The sequence below is a fragment of the Chromobacterium sp. Ag138 genome, assembly GCF_055181315.1.
Genome location: NZ_JBUPWA010000001.1, coordinates 211,099 through 229,400, shown reverse-complemented (window position 1 = coordinate 229,400; position 18,302 = coordinate 211,099). Strand labels below are relative to the sequence as shown.

Here is an 18,302-nt window from a genome sequence, read left to right as displayed (position 1 = left end):
GGAATAGCCGCCGACGCAAAGACGATCGGCGGCTGCGGCACGGGTCAGGCCGGCGGCAATTCCTGGGTGAACAGGGTCTGCCCCGCCACATCCTTCAGCCTTACCGTCATCGCCCGGCTGCGGGCATCGATGTCCACCTGGCCGAAGAACTGCAGCCCCGCCAGCGGCGAGGCGTTCTGTGCGGGCGGGGCTTTCTGGTATACGACCTTGGGGCCGAAAGTCATGTCCAGCGCGTTCGGCCCGAAGGTGCCGGCGTTGAGCGGGCCGGACACAAACTCCCAGAACGGATTGAAATCAGCGAACGCAGCACGCTCCGGATGATAGTGATGGGCGGCGGTGTAATGGACATCGGCGGTGAACCAGACCACGTTGCGGATGTCCTGGCGCTTGATCTCCCGCAACAGCCAGGCCAGCTCCCGTTCGCGCCCGCGCGGCTGTCCGTGGTCGCCGTTGGCCATCGCTTCCCAGCGCGGGCTGCCGTCGGCGTTCTTGCCATCGCCCACTTGCAGCGCCAGCGGCATGTCCGCCATCACCGCCTTCCAGACCGCGCGCGACGACTTCAGCCCCTCCAGCAGCCATTGCAGCTGCTCCCGCCCCATGAAGCTGCCGCCCGGCTCGCCCTCGGCCTGCAGATTAGCGCTGTTGGCGTCGCGGTAGCTGCGCATGTCCACCACGAACACGTCCAGCAGCGGCCCTTGGGGCAGGCGGCGGTACACCCGCTCGCTTTCGCGATCGCCGTAATGGCGCAGCGGCGCGTACTCCATGAAGGCGCGCGTCGCGCGGGCCTGCAGCACCCCGATGTTCTTTTCGCGATAGCGGGCGTCGTCGGCGAGATTCTTGCTGTCCGACCAGTTGTTGACCACCTCGTGGTCGTCCCACTGCCAAATCTGCGGCACTTCGGCGGCGAAGCGGCGCACATTGTCGTCCAACAGGTTATAGCGATAGCGGCCGCGGTATTCGTCCAGCGTCTCCGCCACCTTGCTCACCTCGGACGTCACCAGGTTGCGCCATATCCGCCCTTCTTCCACCGTCATTTCGGCGGCCATCGGACCATCGGCGTAAATGGTGTCGCCGCAGTGGACGAAAAAATCTGGCCGCTGCCGGCGCATGGTTTCATAGATGCGCATGCCGCCCCAGTCCGGATTGATGCCGAAGCCCTGGCCGGCGGTATCGCCGGACCAGACGAAGCGCAAGTCGCGCGGCTGCCGCGCTGCCGTGCGGAAACAGCCCAGCAGCGGCTCGGACAGCGCGCGCGGCGAAGCGGCGTCTTCGTAGCGCACGCGGACGAACAGCTGCTCGCCGGCCGACAGGCCGCTCAGGTCGACGCGGGTGGTGAAATCGGTGGCCTCAGTGGCCCACGGCCCGCGCAGCTTGCGGGCATCGGCGAAGCGCTCGCTGACATCCCACTCCACCAGCATGCGCGCCGCGCGATCGGCGCGCGCCCAGACAATCGCCCGGTCCGCGCCCGCATCGCCTATCTGGATGCCGGATGTCGCCTGCGGGCGCAGCCGATCGGGCACGATCAGCGCCGGCGCGGCTTGCGCGGCGGCGCCCAGCAGCCAGCCGCCGCTGCCGGCCAGCGTGGTCTTGAGGAAATTCCGTCTATCCATCTTGTTCTCCCGAGCGAAACCGGCATCCTGCCAAGGCCGGATGCCAGGCGTTTGACGCCTGGATGAACATTGCGTGGATGGACAAATGAAAACCGCCGCGGCTGACGAGCCGCGGCGGCCGATGCGAAGACCAATGCCTTACTGGCCCAGCATGGCCTTGGCCACCGCCTCCGCCACCTTGATGCCGTCCACGCCCGCCGACAGAATGCCGCCGGCGTAGCCCGCGCCCTCGCCGGCGGGGAACAGGCCCTTGATGTTCAGACTCTGGCCATCGTCGCCGCGGGTGATGCGCAACGGCGAGCTGGTGCGGGTTTCCAGACCGGTCAACACCGCGTCGTAGAGGTCGTAGCCGCGTATCTGGCGGGCAAAGTGCGGAATCGCTTCGCGCATCGCCTCCACGCAGAAGTCGGGCAGGATTCGGGACAGATCGGTCATGGTCACGCCCGGCTTGTACGACGGCTCGACGCTGCCCAGCTTGGTGGACGCCTTGCCGGCCATGAAGTCGCCCAGCAGCTGCGCCGGCGCGAAGTAGTCGCCGCCGCCCAACTCATACGCCTTGCTTTCCAGCTCGCGCTGGAAGTCCAGCCCGGCCAACGGGCCGCCCGGATAGTCCACTTCCGGCGAAATGCTGACCACGAAGCCGGAGTTGGCGTTGCGCTCGTTGCGCGAATACTGGCTCATGCCGTTGGTGACCACCCGCTTCTCTTCCGAAGTGGCGGCCACCACGGTGCCGCCCGGGCACATGCAGAAGCTGTACACCGCGCGGCCGTTGCCGGCGTGGTGCACCAGCTTGTAATCCGCCGCGCCCAGCAAGGGATGGCCGGCGTACTTGCCCCAGCGCGCCGCGTCGATCAGCGATTGCGGATGTTCGATGCGGACGCCTACCGAGAACGGCTTGGCTTCCATGTACACCCCACGCTTCTCCAGCATCTGGAAGGTGTCGCGCGCGCTGTGTCCCAGCGCCAGCACCACGTGGTCGCTCAGCACTTCGCTGCCATCCGCCAGCTTCACGCCGCGCACGCGGTCGCCGTCCAGAATCAGGTCGTCCACGCGCTGTTCGAAGCGGATCTCGCCGCCCAGCTCGATGATTTCGGCGCGCATGTTCTCCACCATGGAAACCAGACGGAAAGTGCCGATGTGGGGGCGGGCCAGGTAGAGGATTTCCTCCGGCGCGCCGGCCTTGACGAACTCCGTCAGCACTTTGCGGCCCAGATGGCGCGGGTCCTTGATCTGGCTGTACAGCTTGCCGTCCGAGAAGGTGCCGGCGCCGCCCTCGCCATACTGCACATTGGACTCGGTATTGAGCTCGCTCTTGCGCCACAGGCCCCAGGTGTCCTTGGTGCGCTGGCGCACTTCCTTGCCGCGCTCCAGCACGATGGGCTTGAAGCCCATCTGAGCCAGGATCAGCGCGGCGAAAATGCCGCAAGGGCCGAAGCCTACCACCACCGGGCGCCGCTTCAGCTCCGCCGGCGCCTGGGCGACATAGTAATAATTGGTGTCCGGGGTGGGCATCACCCGGCGGTCGCCCTTGAAGCGGGCGAACAGCTTGTCCTCATTGGCCACATCGACATCGACGATGTAGACCAGGCTCATCACGCCCTTGCGGGCGTCGTAGCTGCGTTTGAACACGGTAAAGCCGCGAACGTCCTCCGCCGGTACTTTCAAAAAGCCGGCGACGGCGTCGGCCAGCTCCTCAGGCGTATGGTCCAGCGGCAGCTTGAGTTCGGAAATGCGCAACATAAAAATCCAGTAACAGGTTGGTGTCTATTCAACGAGGCGCCATTGTAGCGGCAAACCGCGCATCCAGGCATGACAATGGTCAAGCCGCCGATTGCAATCCCCTCGCGCGTTGGCTATAGCATACTGTGGCTTGCGCCACCGGCTTGGCCTTTCCCGCCACGCCCGCCGTCCTCCGCCATCAGGCAGACGGAACCCTCTGCCGCGCCGCTCCAGATAGCGCGAGCAGGGCAAAGTTGCAAGTTATCGGGACCGCTCCTGTTTCGACACTTCCGCCGCGACGACAACAAGGCATGATCGCCATGCGCGCGGCCTTTGCCAGGAAGATCGAAACGAGCGGAATGCGTTGCATCAAGGAGAATCCTCATGAATCTGGACATACTCACCCAGCCGGCGGTGCGGCTGGCGATAGAGGCATTGCAGCACGGCGATCACGCCAACTGGATGGCGCAGTTCAATACCGACGCGACACTGACCGATGATGGACTGCCCGCCAATTTCCACAAATTCAGCGAACACGCGATGGGGCACGAGCGCTTCACCAGCATAGACCGGGTGGAAAACCAGGGGCTGGACGTGTACGGCGGCTTTCACAGCGACCGTTGGGGCAATTTCAACACCTACTTCAAGTTCCATCTGGGCGCAAACGGCAAGATCAGCCAGCTGGACATCGGCCAGGATAGTTGACTCCCCCGCCGGGCGGTCCCTTACCCGCCCGGAAACCCATCACTATAATTGCAGCATCCACACCATATGGCGCTCTGGCGCCATGGGAGAGGCGATGCACCGGATACTGGTCATAGACGACGATGCCGTATCGCAGCAATTTCTCGTGATGGTGTTGAAACGCCTCGGCTACGAAAGCGTGGTGGTGGCCAGCGACGGCCTCGACGCTCTGATCCAGCTGGACGCCGGGGATCGACGCTTCGACGTGATCTTCTGCGACCTCGACATGCCGCGCATGGACGGCATCGAGTTCGTCCGCCATCTGGGCGAGCGAGGCTTTCAAGGCATGCTGCTGATTTCCAGCGGCTTCGACGAGAGAGTGATCGAGTCGGTGGCGGAGTTGGCCCGCATGTACGATCTATGGCTGGCGGGCGTGCTGCCCAAGCCCATCAACCACCAGACGCTGCAGCGCCTGATCAACCAGCCTCCTCCCGCCAGCCGCCACACAGCGGGCGTCGTGTCCCCGCCCACGGAAGACGAACTGCGCGCCGCCATCTCCAAGGGCGAGCTCCGCCCTTTCCTGCAGCCCCAGGTTTCGATGGATGACGGACGGATACGCTCGGCGGAAGTCCTGGCGAGGTGGCAGCATCCCCGGCTCGGACTGATAGGTCCGCAGCAATTCATCCAGCTGGCGGAAAACTCCAGCCTGATCACCGAGCTGACCCTGCAGATGCTGCGGCAGGCGGCTGCCATCATGGACAGGCTGCCCAGCGAGACGCCGCTGGCGATGTCGCTCAACCTGTCGGTGGAATCGCTGAACGAGATCGCGCTGGTCTCCCGCTTCGAACGCATACTCGTCGATTGCGGCTTCCCCTTCAGCCGCCTGATCGTGGAGGTGACGGAAACCGGCCTGATGGCCAACCCGACGCGCGCGCTGGAATTGCTCACCCGCCTGCGGCTGAAAGGCGCGCGGCTGGCGATAGACGATTTCGGCACCGGCTTCGCCAGCATGGACCGCCTCTCGCGCATTCCCTTCACCGAGCTGAAGATAGACAAGGGTTTCGTCATCGACGCCGCGCGCAATCCGACCAATTTCTCCATCGTCCGCGCCAGCGCCGAACTCGGGCGTCAACTGGGGCTGGACGTGGTGGCGGAAGGCGTGGCGACGGAGTCTGAATGGCAGCTTTGCCGGCAGCTGGGCGTAGAGATCGCCCAAGGGTCCTTCATCTCGCCGCCGGTGGATGCGGAAAGCTTTCGCGGCTGGCTGCTGAAACACCGCGGCGTTTTTCTTCATGCCGCGCCCAACCTTTCCGATGCCGTTTGAAGCCGGAATATATTAGGAGCCTAGCCATGCATGCCCTCGGCCGAACCGTTCTGATCCTGCTGTTCCTGGCCATCCCGCCGTGCCAGGCCGAAAGCCCCCCGTTGCCCAGCCCCGCCGGCAAGGTGGTGTTGACCATCAGCGGCCAAATCAGCAACAAGAATCACGACAACGACGCGGTGTTCGACATGAACATGCTCGCCGCGCTGCCGCAGCATACCATCGTCACCCGCACGCCATGGCTGCCTGGCGTCAGCCGCTTCACCGGGCCTTATCTGCAGGACGTGCTCAATCTGGTCGGCGCGAAAGGCCGCATGCTGAAAGCCATCGCGTTGAATGACTACAAGACCGACATCCCGTTTGACGACGCCGCGCGCTACCAGGTGGTGCTTGCCCGCCTGCTCAACGACAAGCCGATGCCGGTGCGTGACAAGGGGCCGCTGTTCATCGTCTACCCCTACGACAGCCAGCCCGCGCTGCGCTCGGAAATCTATTACAACCGTTCCGCCTGGCAATTGAAGTCGTTGCAGGTGGAGTGAGGCCATGACCAAGGGCAAAGAGCACTCCACTTCCTGGCGGATGCTGGCCGCGATCGGCGCCGCCCTGCTATGCGTATTCGCCGGGGCCGCCTATGTCCAGCACCGGCAATCGCAGATTCTCACCAACGCCGTGCTCTACCAGGACGACAACATCAGCTGGGCCTACTTTCAGCTGGAGGCGGAAAACTTCCGTCTCCAAGCCGCGCTGCATGAAGCGCAACACGGCCAGATCGCGTCGGACCAGCTGCAACAGCGCTACGACATCTTCGTCAGCCGCATCGCCATCATACGCGGCGGCCAATACCGCCAGCTGCTGCAGGATCAGCCGCAATACCTGCTGATTCAAAGCCGGCTGGACGCCTTCGTCCGCCAGGGCGACGCCTACTTCAGCGCCGCGCCCGCGGCGAATGACCCTGTCAGCCTGGCGCGGCTGGAACAGCAGTCGGCCTCGCTGTCCGACGGGCTGCACGATTTGTCGCTGCAGGCCAACCAGGTTGTCGCGCAACAGGTGGACAATCGAAACCGCACCATGCAGCAGTACATCGCGGTCAGCAATTGGCTGATGGGTTTCGAATGGGTGCTGATCTTCGGCTTCGGCTTCACGGTGATCCGGCAACTGCGGCAGCTGGAAAAGCGCCGCCGCACGCTGGAAACGCTGACCGGCAGCCTGGAGGAGGCCCGCAGCCAGGCCGAGGCGGGCAGCCTGTCCAAAAGCGCCTTTCTCGCCAATATGAGCCACGAAATACGCACGCCGCTCAACGGCGTGCTGGGCATGCTGGCGCTGCTGGCCGACACCCACCCCAGCTCCAGCCAGGCCGGCTACATCCGCATGGCCGAGGAATCGGCGCGCCACCTGCTGCTGCTGCTGAACGATGTGCTGGACGCCAGCAAGCTGGAGTCGGGCAAGCTTGAGCTGGCGCCGGTCACCTGCAACCTCGCTCACCTGCTGCGCCAGGTGGCGAATCTGATGAACGCCCAGGCGCAGGCCAAGGGCCTGATGCTGAATCTGGACTTGGCGTCGGAAATTCCGGAATGGGTGGAACTAGACCCGACCCGCCTGCGGCAAATACTGCTCAATCTGCTGAGCAACGCCATCAAGTTCACCGAACGCGGCGGCGTCACCGTTCACGCTTCGGCGCCGCAGGGAGAACAGCCGGGCACGGCCCAGCTGCTGCTGGTGGTGACCGACACCGGCGTAGGCATGGATCAAGCCACTCAGGCGAAATTGTTCAAGCGCTTCTCCCAGGGCGACGGCTCCACAGCCCGCCAGTACGGCGGAAGCGGCCTGGGCCTGGAGATCTCGCAAAACCTGGCCCGGCTGATGGGCGGCGAAATCTCGGTCAGCAGCGTTCCCGCCCAGGGCAGCTGCTTTCAACTGACGCTGCCGCTGAGAGTGATCGCCGCGCCGGACATACCGCCTGAAGCCATCGAGTCCCTATCCAGCCACGACACGCTGAGCCGGCCGCTGAGAATCCTGGTGGTGGACGACAACGAGGTGAACCGCAAGTATCTGCAAGCGCTGCTGGAAAGGCTGAACCAGCAGCCGACGCTGGCTTCTGACGGCCCCGAGGCGCTGCGGCTGGCCGCCGCCCAGCCCTTCGACCTGGTGCTGATGGACCTTCACATGCCCGGCATGGATGGCGTGAAAACCGCGCGCGGACTGCGCGAGCAAGCGCTGACCCCCAAGATGCCGATCATCGCGCTGACCGCGGACGCCTTCCCGGAAACCCGCCAGCAAATGCTGGAACAGGGATTGGACGATTTCCTGACCAAGCCGCTGAGCCGCGACCAGTTGCTGGCGGTCCTGCAAAAACAGTTTCCGCCGGCGCCCAGCGCCGCGCCGCAGGCGAGGGAAGAACCCGTCCTCGACGCGCGCACCATCACGGATTTCGTCGAACTGCTGTCCGATGAGCAATACCGGCAGCTGGTGGAGCAATATTTCGCCAGCCATCAGGAATCAGTTCGGCAATTGCGGATCAATCAGCGGCAACCGGATCGGGAAAACCTGTTTCACCTGGCCCATGGCATGAAAGGAGGCGCGGTGACGCTGGGCTTCGCCAGCCTGGCCCGGCGCTGCCAGGAGCTGGAAAACCAGTCGCTGCAATCCAATTGCGCGCCGGCGCCGCAGATCGCGCAGGTGATCGCCCAGTTCCAGGCCACCCGGCAAGCGTGCGTCGAGCAAGGCCACCTGGCCAGCCCTGCGGATTAGCGCCGCCGCCGCGGCCCGCGCGGCATGGCGGCGATAAGCAGGGCTAGGCCACCCGCACCAATCGCCCCCCGTCCTGCTCCGGCGTTTCGAAGCGCTTCCAGTCCACGATCATCACCTGGCTGAGACCGCACTCCCCCGCCAGCTGCCCCTCGATTTCCTCCAGCACCTGATGGCTGTGGATCACGCCATTGATGGCGACTTCCGCGCGACGCATCACGCTGTCGTCCGTGGTGACAAACCAGATGCAATAACGGTTCATCGGCAACCCTCCGACTGGGTGCGAAATTACGCTGACAAGTCTAAATATCGTTCCAACTGCCGCCAGACCGCAAGTTTTGCCTCGTAGGCCAGCGTATGCGCCGGGCTGGACGAAGGCAAACGCGCAACGGCGAGGCCGAGGCCGGCCAGCTGCGCTTCCGCCTTGGCGGCGGTCGCGCCGTTGAAGGCCACCGCGCGCAAAGCGGGCAGGCTGGCGGCGAAATCGCTCAAATCGTTATGCTGGATTTCCCTCAGGTCGGCGTCCAGGCTGCCCTTGCGGCTGGCTTGGGCCACCACGTCCCACAGACCCACGCCGGACTCGCGCAAGGCGGTGAGGCGTTCTTCGTAAGGCAGAGAAACCAGATTCCGTCCCAGCACTTCGCCCAGCAAGCGCCAAAACTGGTTGCGAGGGTGGGCGTAGTATTCGCCGGCGGCAAGCGAGGCGTCGCCGGGCAACGATCCCAGGATCAATAACCGGGTTCCGGCGTCCGCCACCGGCGGAAAGCAGCGCTTGCCGCCCTGCTCCGCCATGTTAGAACAACATCCCTTGATGGCTGGCCAGCCAGGCCCTGACCGGACCGAAGGTTTTGCGATGCGCCGGCAACACGCCGTGGGCTTCGATGGCGGCCAGATGCTCGGCGGTGGGATAGCCCTTGTGGCGGGCGAAACCGTATTGCGGATGCAAAGCGTCCAGCGCCACCAGCTCGGCGTCGCGCGCCGTCTTGGCCAGGATGGACGCGGCGGAAATGGCCGCCACCTTGGCGTCGCCCTTGACGATGGCCTCGCCCGGCACCGGCAGATGCTTGGGCACGCGGTTGCCGTCGATCTGCGCCAGGTCCGGGCGCACCGGCAGCCCCTCCACCGCGCGCGTCATGGCCAGCATGGTGGCGTGCAGGATGTTCAGCTTGTCGATCTCTTCGACGCTGGCGCTGGCGATGCACCAAGCCAGCGCGTCGCGCTTGATCCAGGCCGCCAGCTCGTCGCGCTTCGCTTCGCTCAACACCTTGGAGTCGGCCAGTCCGGAAATCGGCTTTGCCGGGTCAAGAATGACCGCGGCGGTGAACACCGCGCCGGCCAGCGGCCCGCGGCCGGCTTCGTCGACGCCGCAGATCAGTGGCATCGCGCCACCTCCAGCACCGCGCGCGCGGCGCGGGTGGCGGTATCCTGCTTCAACGCCAGATGCAGCTCGGTGAACGCCTTTTCCATTTCAATTCGGGCCGCAGAATCGGTGTATAGCCGCTGCATCTCTTCAGCCAGCTTTTGCGGCGTGGCTTGCTTCTGCAACAGCTCCGGCACCACGAATCGGCCGCACAGGATATTGGGCAAGCCGACGTACGGCAGCCTGATCTTGCGCTTGACCAGCCGGTAGGTGAAGGCGGACAGCTTGTAGCTGATCACCATCGGCCGCTTGGTCAGCGCCACCTCCAGCGTCGCCGTGCCGCTGGTGACCAGCACCACGTCGCTGGCGATGGTCGCCATCTGCGCATGGCCGAACAGCCTGCGGATGGGCAGGTCGCGCGCCTTGAAGCGGTACAGCATCTGCTCGAACTGGTCCATGGTGGCGCGGGTGGCCAGCGGCACCAGGAACTGGGCGTCCGGATACTGGCGCAGCAACAGGCGCGCGGTGTCCAGATAGATGGGCGCCATGTACTCCAGCTCGCTCCGGCGGCTGCCCGGCATCAGCGTGAACACCGGCACGCCCTGCGGCAGGCCAAGTTGGTCGCGCATCGCCTCCTTGTCCGGCTCCAGCGGGATCTCGCTGGCCAGCGGATGGCCGACATAAGTGACCGGCACGCCGGCCTGGCGGTACAGCGGCGGCTCCATCGGAAACAGGCACAGCACGTGGTTGACCGCGCGGCCGATCTTCTGGATGCGCTCCGGCCGCCACGCCCACACCGACGGGCTGACGTAATGCACAGTGGGAATGCCCGCCTTCTTCAATCCGGCTTCCAGCCCCAGATTGAAGTCCGGCGCGTCCACGCCGATGAACACGTCCGGCTTCTCCGCCAGCAGCCGCTCGCGCAGGCGGCGGCGAATCTTCAGCAGCTCGGGCAGGCTCTTCAGCACTTCGGAATAGCCGCGCACCGCCAGCTTTTCCTGCGGCACCATGCTGTGAAAGCCGCGGGCCTCCATGCGCGGGCCGCCGATGCCGGCGAATTCGATATCGCTGCGGTGCGCGCGCAGCGCATCCATCAGGTGGGCGGCCAGCAGGTCGCCGGAAGCCTCCCCGGCCACCATGGCAACCTTCAAGGCCCCCTTGCGCTTGAAAAGTTGATCGCTCATAAGCTCAGCGGATGATGCCTCGCGCCGATTGTTCAAAGAAACGCACGAACGGCGCCAGCTCGGCGTGCCCCTCGCCAGCTTCGGCCAGAATGGCGGCCTTGGCCTCCTCGTAGCTCAAACCCTGGCGATACAGCGTCTTGTAGGCGTTGCGGACGCGGCGGATCTGCTCCGGCGTGAAGCCGCGGCGCTTCATGCCCTCGGCGTTGATGCCGGAAGGCACCGCGCGGTTGCCATGCGCCGTCACGAAGGCCGGAATATCCTGAGCCACCGCGCTGGCGAAGGCCGTCATCGCGTGCTCGCCGACGATGACGAACTGATGCACGCTGGTAAAGCCGCCCAGGAACACCCAATCGCCGAGGTGGACATGGCCAGCCAAGGTGGCGTTATTCGCCAGAATGATGTGGTTGCCGACCTGGCAGTCATGCGCGATGTGCACATAGGCCATGATCCAGTTGTCGCTGCCGATGCGGGTGACGCCGCCGTCTTGCACCGTTCCGGTGTTGAAGGTGCAGAATTCGCGGATGGTGTTGTTGTCGCCGATCTCCAGCCGCGTCGGCTCGCCGGCGTATTTCAGATCCTGCGGAATGGCGCCCAGCGAGCAGAACTGGAAGATCCGGTTGTTCTTGCCGATGGAGGTGTGGCCTTCGATCACCACGTGCGGGCCGACCCAGCTGCCGGCCCCGATGCTGACATGGGGGCCGATGATGGAATAGGCGCCGATTTCGACGTCGTCGGCGATCTGCGCCTTGGGATCTACGATTGCTGTCGGATGGATGGCCATGTTCACACCTCGCGGCGGGCGCACATGATCTCGGCTTCGCAAGCCACCTGGCCGTCCACCAGCGCGCGGGCGGCGTACTTGCCGATGCCGCGCTTGACGGTCTTTTGCGTCACTTCGAATACCAGCTGGTCGCCCGGCACCACCTGGCGCTTGAAGCGGGCGTTGTCGATGCCGACGAAGAAGTACAGCTCGTTGTCGGCGCGCTCGCCCTGGCTCTTGATCGCCAGGATGCCGGCGGCCTGCGCCAGCGCCTCGATGATCAGCACGCCCGGCATCACCGGATATTGTTCGAAATGGCCGACGAAGAACGGCTCATTGATGGTGACGTTCTTCAGCGCCGTGATGCGCACGTTGGGCTCCAGCTCGGTGACGCGGTCAACCAGCAGGAACGGGTAACGATGCGGCAGGCAGCGCATGATCTCGCGGACATCGATCGAGACAGCGTGTTCACTCATGAGGTTCTTCCTTCGATTTTTTCAGTGTTTCCAGTTCTCGCTCAAGCTGCTTCACGCGCTTGGCGAAATCGTCCAGATGGCGCACGTGGACCGCGTTCGACAGCCAGTCCTTCATGCTTTGCAACGGGTAGGAGGACGCGTAGTTGCCGGCCTCCTTGATCGACTTCGACACCAGGGTGCCGCCGCCGATGTGGGTGCGGTCCGCCACTTCGATGTGGCCGACGAACATCGCCGCGCCGCCCACGGTGCAGCGCGCGCCTATCTTGGTGCTGCCGGCGATGCCGACGCAGCCGGCGATAGCGGTATGCTCGCCGATTTCGACGTTATGGGCAATCTGCACCAGATTATCTATCTTGGCGCCCTTGCGGATCACCGTGTCGGCCAGCGCGCCGCGGTCCACCGTGGTGTTGGCGCCGATCTCGACGTCATCCTCCAGCACCACGCGGCCGGTCTGAGGAATCTTGAACCAATGGTCCTTGTCCCAGGCCAGGCCGAAACCATCGCCGCCGATCACGCTGCCCGAGTGCACGCCGACGCGATCGCCGATCACGCAGCCATGATAGACGGTGACGTTGGGGTGAAGCGTGACGTCGTCGCCGATCTGGCAACCGTCGCCGACCACCACGCCTGGCATGATGCGGCAACGCTCGCCGATGACGACGTTGTCGCCGATGGTGGCGTTGGCGGCGATCTCGCTGCTCTCGCCTATCCGGCAGCCTTCGCCCACCACCGCGCGCGGATGAATGCCGGCGCGCGGCGCCTTCGGCGGATGAAACAGCGTGGCCAGGCGCGCGAAATACAGGTAGGGATCGGCGGCCACGATCAGCGAACGATCCGGCAGCTCGGCCGCCAGCGCTTCGGTGACGATCAGCGCGCCCGCCGCGCTGTCCAGCATCTGGCGGCGGAACTTGGCGCTGGCGACGAAAGCGATTTCATCGGTGCCCGCCAAATCCAGCGGGGCCAGCCGGGACACGTCCCGGTTCTGGCCGCGCAGCTCTCCGCCCAGTTGCGCTACGATATGTTCGAGTGTGTAGGACATCAAAAACAAAGCCGACTCGGGGTCGGCTTGCTCCGGTAACGGTTTAAACGACTACTTGTCGAGCTCTTTCAGCACTTGCGGCGTCAGATCGAACTTGGGATTGATGTACACCGCTTCCTGCAAGATCAGATCATAGTTCTCGCGCTGGGCGATTTCCTTGACCGCGCGGTTGGCCCGCTCGGTCACCCCGGCGAATTCCTCGTTGCGGCGCTGGTTGTAATCCTCGGCCAGCTCGCGGGATTTGGCGCGGTAATCCCGGTCCAGCCCGGCGTACTCCCGCTCGTAACGCTTGCGGTCATCCGGCGACAGGCTGTTTTTCGCCAACATGGACTCCAGATCCTTGGCCCGCGTCTCCATCTTCTTCAACTCGTCGCGGCGGCTGGAGAATTCCTTGTCCAGCTTCTTGTAGATGGCGACGGAAACGCCGGCTTCGCGATAGATGCGCTCGATGTTGATGAAGCCCAGCTTGAAGTCGGCGGCATGAACCGGCAGCGCCGCCACGCTCAGCACTGCCAGCCACCATTTCAATGCTTTCATGATCTCATCCTGATAACGGTTAGAACGACGTGCCCAGCTGGAATTGGAAGCGCTGAACCTTGTCTCCCTGCTCTTTCTTCAGCGGGTTGGCGATACTGAACTTCATCGGCCCCATCGGCGACAGCCAGGTCAACGCCAGACCCACGGAATAGCGGAAGCCGTCGCTCGGCGAGCTGGTGATGCCCAACGCCTTTTCCGACGCCGTCAGATTGGTGTTCCACAAGGTGCCCGCATCGAAGAACAGGCTGGTGCGCAGCGACTTGTTGTCCTTCATGCCAGGGAAGGGGAACAGGATTTCCGCGTTGGCCACTACCTTGCGGTTACCCCCGAGGTAGGAGTTCGCCGCCGAATCGTACGGGCCGATGCTGCTGCTGTCGTAGCCGCGAACCGATCCCAGGCCGCCCATGTAGTAGTTCTTGAAGAACGGCAACTGCTTGGTTTTGCCGTAGCCGTCAGCATAGCCCAATTCGCCGTTCAGCATCAGCGTGAAGTCTTTCGACAGCGGGAAGAACCAGGTCTGCTGATGGGTCAGGCTGTAATACTGCAGCGAGCCGCCCGGCAGGCCGAAATCGGCGTTGACGCGGATGCTGGCGCCGCGGGTCGGCCACAACGCGCTGTCTCGGGTGTCCCGGCCCCAGCCTACAGTACCCAGGACGGTATAGTTGCTGCTGCCGTACTGGTTCACGAAGTCGATATACTGCTGCGGGCTGTTGCTATAGGTAGTGATGTCGGTCTTTTCCGCGCCGATCGTGAAATTGATGCGGTCGTACTCGGTGATCGGCACGCCGAAACGCATGTCGGCGCCGGTGGTGCTGGTCTTGTACGCGGAGATCGACGTGGCGTCCGGGTTATAGACGCGGTTGTACAGGTCATAGCCCAGGCTGACGCCATCCGGAGTGAAATACGGATCGGTGAACGACAGCGAGTAATTCTTGTTGACCTTGCCGGTGGACATGCCCAGCGACATGTACTTGCCGGAGCCGAAGATGTTGCTCTGGGAAATGTTCGCGCCCAGCACCAGGCCCTCGCCCTGCACATAGCCCAGGCTGCCGGAGATGCTGCCGGTGGAGCGCTCTTTCAGGCCGATATTCATGTCCACCTGGTCCGGCGCGTCTGTCACCGCCGGCGTTTCGACGTTGACGTCCTCGAAGTAGCCGAGCAGCTCCAGGCGCTCCTTGCTGCGCTTGACGTTGGCGGCGTTGTACGGCGCGCCCTCCAGTTGGCGCAGCTCGCGGCGGATCACTTCGTCGCGGGTCTTGCTGTTGCCTGCAACGTTGACGCGGCGGACATAGGTCTTGCGGCCCGGATCGACGAAGAAAGTGAAGGCGGCGGTCTGCTTTTCGCGGTCGATATCCGGCAGCACGTTGACGTTGGCGAAGGCATAGCCCTCGTTGCCCAGCCGGTCGCTCAACGCCTTCACCGACTCGGTCACCTTCTCATTGTTGAAGGTGTCGCCGCGCTTCACCTGCACCAGGCTCAGCAATTCGGCTTCCGGCACCTTCAGGTCGCCAGCCAGACGCACATCGGACACGGTGTACTTCTTGCCCTCATGCACATTGATGACCAGGTACATGTCCTTCTTGTCCGGACTGATGGACACCTGGGAGGAGTCGATGCCGAACTCCATATAGCCCTGATTCTGGTAGAAGGCTTTCAGCTTCTCCAGGTCGCCGGTCAGCTTCTGCTTGGAGTACTGGTCGTCCTTGGTGATCCAGGACAGCCAGCCGCCAGTAGTCAGGCTGAATTCGTCCAGCAGCTTGGACTGGGCGAAGGCGTTGGCGCCGACGATGCGGATTTCCTTGATGCGGGCGGTCGTGCCCTCGCTGATGTCCAGCGTCACCGCGACGCGATTGCGCTCCAGCTTGGTGACCGAAGGGGTGATCTCCACCGAGTACTTGCCGCGGCTGTAGTACTGGCGCTTCAGCTCCTGCACCGCGCCGTCCAGCAAGGCCTGGTCGAAAATCAGGGACTCGGCGAAGCCGTTGTCCTTCAGCGCCTTCTTCAGCTGGTCCTTGCTGAATTCCTTGGCGCCGTTGATGTTCAGCTGGGTGATCACCGGGCGCTCCGCCACGGTGACGATCAGCGTGCCGCCGCGGCTTTCCACGCGCACGTCGTTGAAGAAGCCGGTGCCGAACAGCGCCTTGATCGCTTCCTTGGCCTTGGCATCGGTAAAGGTGTCGCCCACCTTGACCGGCAGATAGTTGAAGACCGTGCCCGGCTCGGTACGCTGCAGGCCTTCAACGCGGATATCCTTGATCACAAACGGATCTGCAGCCATGGCAACGGTGGCCATGGTCAGGCCCATTGCGGCTACAGCGAGTCGCTTCAATTTCATAGGTTTGTTTTAACCCCCAAATAGGCGGCTGAAATCGTTCAGCATGGCAAAAGCCATCAAAGACGCCAGCAATATGAAACCAATTTTTTGTCCGAGCAATTGCACCCGTTCGCTGACGGGCTTACCTCTAACCAGCTCCGCGACATAATACATTAAGTGGCCCCCATCCAGAACCGGTATGGGCAGCAGATTCAACACGCCGATGCTGACGCTGATCAGCGCCAGGAATTCCAGGTACGGCGTCAATCCCTCGCGGGCGGTCTGGCCGGCCACGTTGGCGATAGTCAGCGGACCCGACAGATTGTTCAAAGAAGCGCGGCCGATCAACATGTTGCCGAGAAACTTGACGCTCATCCAGGCGGTTTCGCCGGTCTTGGCCCAGGCGGCGGCGAAGGCCCCGACCGCATCGTAATGCCGGGTAAAGGCCAGTTGGTCGCTCCAGGCGCGATCCGGCGTCGGCCCTACGCCGATGCGGCCGACCACCTCGTCATCCTGCGCCACCGCCTGCGGACGCAGCTTGATCTCCAGCGGCTTGCCGGCCCGCTCGACGCGCACCGACAACTCCTTGCCCGGGCTGTTGCGCACCAAGTGCACCCACTCTTCCCAGTTTCTGAGCATCACCCCGTTCACGGCCTGCAGCTTGTCGCCGGCCTTGAGGCCGGCCTTGGCAGCCACGCCCTTCTCTTCCAGCACGCCCACCTGCGCCAGGAAGCGCGCCGGAGACAGCCCCGGGTCGCCCTGCTGCAAAGCCTGCTCAGCCTTCTCGCCGAAACGGCGCGCATCGATATCGCGCCGCTTCCTGGCGCCGGACGTTTCCTGCACTTCGACGCGAACCACGGTGGACGACATCGCAGCCTCGACGATGGCCAGCCTCACCTCCTGCCAGCTGGCGACGGGCTTACCCGCCACGCTGAGGATGCGGTCGCCCTCCTTGAAGCCGGCGGCGGCGGCCGGCGTCTGCTCGACCACGGTCCCCACCAGCGGATGCAGCTGCGGCACGCCCTGGGCGATCACCGCCCAGTACAGCAGCGCCGCCAGCAACAGATTGGCCAGCGGCCCCGCGGAAACGATGGCCATGCGCTTGAGCACATGCTGATTGTTGAACGCCCGAGGGCGATCCGCCTCATCGACCAGGCCCTCGCGCTCGTCCAGCATTTTCACATAGCCGCCCAAGGGAATCGGACACACCACCCACTCCGTCTCGCGCGGACGGAAGCGCAGCAACGGCGAGCCAAACCCGATGGAGAAACGCAGCACCTTGACGCCGCACAGCTTGGCCACCCAGTAGTGGCCCAGCTCGTGAAAAGTCACCAGCAGTCCGATGGCCGCCAGGAACGCCAGCAGCGTCAGCATGCCGCCACCCTGCCCTCGGCGAAGCGGCGCGCCTCTTCGTCGCGGGCCAGCAAGCCTTCCAGGCTGTCGCTGGCCGCGCAGGATACGCCGGCCAACGCGGCGGACACCACGCGCGGGATGTCTACGAAACGCAGCCGTCCCTCCAGGAACGCCGCCACCGCCACCTCATTGGCGGCATTCAGCACCGCCGGCGCGTCGCCGCCCATCTCCAGCGCGTCGAACGCCAGCTGCAGGCAAGGGAAGCGCTCAAGATCCGGCTTCTCGAATGTGAGATCGGACAATGCGAAGAAGTCCATGGGCTCCACGCCGGCGTCGATGCGCTCCGGCCAGGCCAGCGCGCAGGCGATAGGCGTGCGCATGTCGGGCGACCCCAGCTGCGCCATCACCGAGCCGTCGCGGTACTGGACCATGGAATGGATCACGCTTTGCGGATGCACCGCCACCTCGATGCGGCTGGGCGGCACATTGAACAGCCAGCGCGCCTCGATCACCTCGAGACCCTTGTTCATCAGCGTGGCGGAGTCGACGGAAATCTTGCGGCCCATGCTCCAATTCGGATGGCGGCAGGCATCGTCCGGCGTGACGTGGGCGAGATCGGCGGCCTGGCGGCTGCGGAACGGCCCGCCCGACGCGGTAAGAATGATTTTGCTCACGCCGGCGGCGTCGGGATTGGCGGCGTAATCGGCGGGCAGAGACTGGAAGATGGCGCTGTGCTCGCTGTCCACCGGCAGCAGCGCCGAGCCGCTGGCGCGCACCGCGTCCATGAACAGGCGTCCGGCCACCACCAGCGATTCCTTGTTGGCCAGCAGAATGCGCTTGCCGGCGCGCGCCGCGGCCAGCGCCGACGGCAAGCCGGCCGCGCCGACGATGGCGGCCATCACCGCGTCCACCTCCGGCAACGCAGCCACCTGGACCAGCGCGTCCGCGCCATGCAGCACTTCCGCGTTCAAGCCGGCGTCCGCCAGCCGCGCGCGCAGATCCGCCGCGGCAGAGGCATCGGCCGCCACCAGATAGTCAGGACGAAAACGGAGAGCCTGCTCGAACAGTTTGTCGAGCTGGCGATGGGCGGTCAGCGCCACCACGCGGTAACGCTCCGGATGACGGGCGATCACATCCAGCGTATTGCAGCCTACGCTGCCGGTCGCCCCCAGTACGGCAATACCCTGAGGTTTGGTCATT

At 64.4% G+C, this 18,302-nt stretch carries 17 protein-coding genes; 4 read left to right on the top strand and 13 right to left on the bottom strand.

Annotated features, from left to right (window positions below; genetic code table 11):
- Positions 1-44 precede the first annotated feature (44 nt).
- Positions 45-1,610: an alkaline phosphatase D family protein gene (locus ACY3GB_RS01165; protein WP_463087085.1), complete on the bottom strand. Its 1,566-nt coding sequence runs from the start codon at positions 1,608-1,610 to the stop codon at positions 45-47.
- A 138-nt stretch (positions 1,611-1,748) separates the two neighbouring features.
- Positions 1,749-3,350, bottom strand: a complete 1,602-nt coding sequence (locus tag ACY3GB_RS01160; protein ID WP_463087084.1) for an NAD(P)/FAD-dependent oxidoreductase — start codon at positions 3,348-3,350, stop codon at positions 1,749-1,751.
- Positions 3,351-3,713: 363 nt separating this feature from the next.
- On the opposite strand from ACY3GB_RS01160, the gene ACY3GB_RS01155 reads away from it, so the two are divergent.
- The 4 genes from ACY3GB_RS01155 to ACY3GB_RS01140 all read left to right on the top strand — a co-directional run bounded on the left by ACY3GB_RS01155 (position 3,714) and on the right by ACY3GB_RS01140 (position 8,082).
- Positions 3,714-4,034 (top strand): hypothetical protein, encoded by a 321-nt coding sequence (locus ACY3GB_RS01155; protein ID WP_463087083.1) that lies wholly within the window; start codon positions 3,714-3,716, stop codon positions 4,032-4,034.
- Positions 4,035-4,128: 94 nt separating this feature from the next.
- A complete protein-coding gene (locus tag ACY3GB_RS01150) occupies positions 4,129-5,337 on the top strand; it encodes an EAL domain-containing response regulator (RefSeq protein ID WP_463087082.1) in 1,209 nt (402 codons plus the stop codon).
- A 26-nt stretch (positions 5,338-5,363) separates the two neighbouring features.
- Positions 5,364-5,873 carry a putative pterin-binding protein gene (locus tag ACY3GB_RS01145; RefSeq protein WP_463087081.1) on the top strand — a complete coding sequence of 170 codons (510 nt, stop codon included), beginning with the start codon at positions 5,364-5,366 and terminating at the stop codon, positions 5,871-5,873.
- Between the two features lie 4 nt (positions 5,874-5,877).
- On the top strand, positions 5,878-8,082 hold the full coding sequence (locus tag ACY3GB_RS01140; RefSeq protein WP_463087080.1) for an ATP-binding protein: 2,205 nt from the start codon (positions 5,878-5,880) through the stop codon (positions 8,080-8,082).
- 43 nt (positions 8,083-8,125) lie between these two features.
- Here the strand turns inward: ACY3GB_RS01140 and ACY3GB_RS01135 are convergent, their stop codons facing one another.
- The 11 genes from ACY3GB_RS01135 to ispC are packed head-to-tail and all read right to left on the bottom strand — an operon-like array spanning position 8,126 to position 18,301.
- Complete coding sequence (locus tag ACY3GB_RS01135) at positions 8,126-8,341, bottom strand: hypothetical protein (protein WP_021477844.1); 216 nt, start codon at positions 8,339-8,341, stop codon at positions 8,126-8,128.
- 26 nt (positions 8,342-8,367) lie between these two features.
- Positions 8,368-8,871: a DNA-deoxyinosine glycosylase gene (locus ACY3GB_RS01130; RefSeq protein ID WP_463087079.1), complete on the bottom strand. Its 504-nt coding sequence runs from the start codon at positions 8,869-8,871 to the stop codon at positions 8,368-8,370.
- Between the two features lies 1 nt (position 8,872).
- Positions 8,873-9,460 carry a ribonuclease HII gene (gene rnhB / locus ACY3GB_RS01125; RefSeq protein ID WP_463087078.1) on the bottom strand — a complete coding sequence of 196 codons (588 nt, stop codon included), beginning with the start codon at positions 9,458-9,460 and terminating at the stop codon, positions 8,873-8,875.
- Positions 9,451-10,623, bottom strand: coding sequence for a lipid-A-disaccharide synthase (gene lpxB / locus ACY3GB_RS01120; protein ID WP_463087077.1), 1,173 nt, complete (start codon positions 10,621-10,623; stop codon positions 9,451-9,453). The genes rnhB and lpxB overlap by 10 nt, the downstream gene beginning before the upstream one ends.
- A gap of 4 nt (positions 10,624-10,627) precedes the next feature.
- Positions 10,628-11,404, bottom strand: a complete 777-nt coding sequence (gene lpxA / locus ACY3GB_RS01115; protein WP_463087076.1) for an acyl-ACP--UDP-N-acetylglucosamine O-acyltransferase — start codon at positions 11,402-11,404, stop codon at positions 10,628-10,630.
- Positions 11,405-11,406: 2 nt separating this feature from the next.
- Positions 11,407-11,859, bottom strand: coding sequence for a 3-hydroxyacyl-ACP dehydratase FabZ (gene fabZ, locus ACY3GB_RS01110; protein ID WP_463087075.1), 453 nt, complete (start codon positions 11,857-11,859; stop codon positions 11,407-11,409).
- Positions 11,852-12,898: a UDP-3-O-(3-hydroxymyristoyl)glucosamine N-acyltransferase gene (gene lpxD, locus ACY3GB_RS01105; RefSeq protein ID WP_463087074.1), complete on the bottom strand. Its 1,047-nt coding sequence runs from the start codon at positions 12,896-12,898 to the stop codon at positions 11,852-11,854. Before lpxD ends, fabZ begins: the two co-directional genes overlap by 8 nt.
- Positions 12,899-12,949: 51 nt before the next feature.
- Entirely contained in the window at positions 12,950-13,435 is a 486-nt protein-coding gene (locus tag ACY3GB_RS01100; protein ID WP_463087073.1) for an OmpH/Skp family outer membrane protein, read from the bottom strand.
- A gap of 19 nt (positions 13,436-13,454) precedes the next feature.
- Positions 13,455-15,770, bottom strand: coding sequence for an outer membrane protein assembly factor BamA (gene bamA, locus ACY3GB_RS01095; protein WP_463087072.1), 2,316 nt, complete (start codon positions 15,768-15,770; stop codon positions 13,455-13,457).
- Positions 15,771-15,779: 9 nt separating this feature from the next.
- A complete protein-coding gene (gene rseP, locus ACY3GB_RS01090; RefSeq protein WP_463087071.1) occupies positions 15,780-17,123 on the bottom strand; it encodes an RIP metalloprotease RseP in 1,344 nt (447 codons plus the stop codon).
- Positions 17,117-18,301, bottom strand: a complete 1,185-nt coding sequence (gene ispC, locus ACY3GB_RS01085; RefSeq protein ID WP_463087070.1) for a 1-deoxy-D-xylulose-5-phosphate reductoisomerase — start codon at positions 18,299-18,301, stop codon at positions 17,117-17,119. The genes rseP and ispC overlap by 7 nt, the downstream gene beginning before the upstream one ends.
- Between the last annotated feature and the right edge of the window lies 1 nt (position 18,302).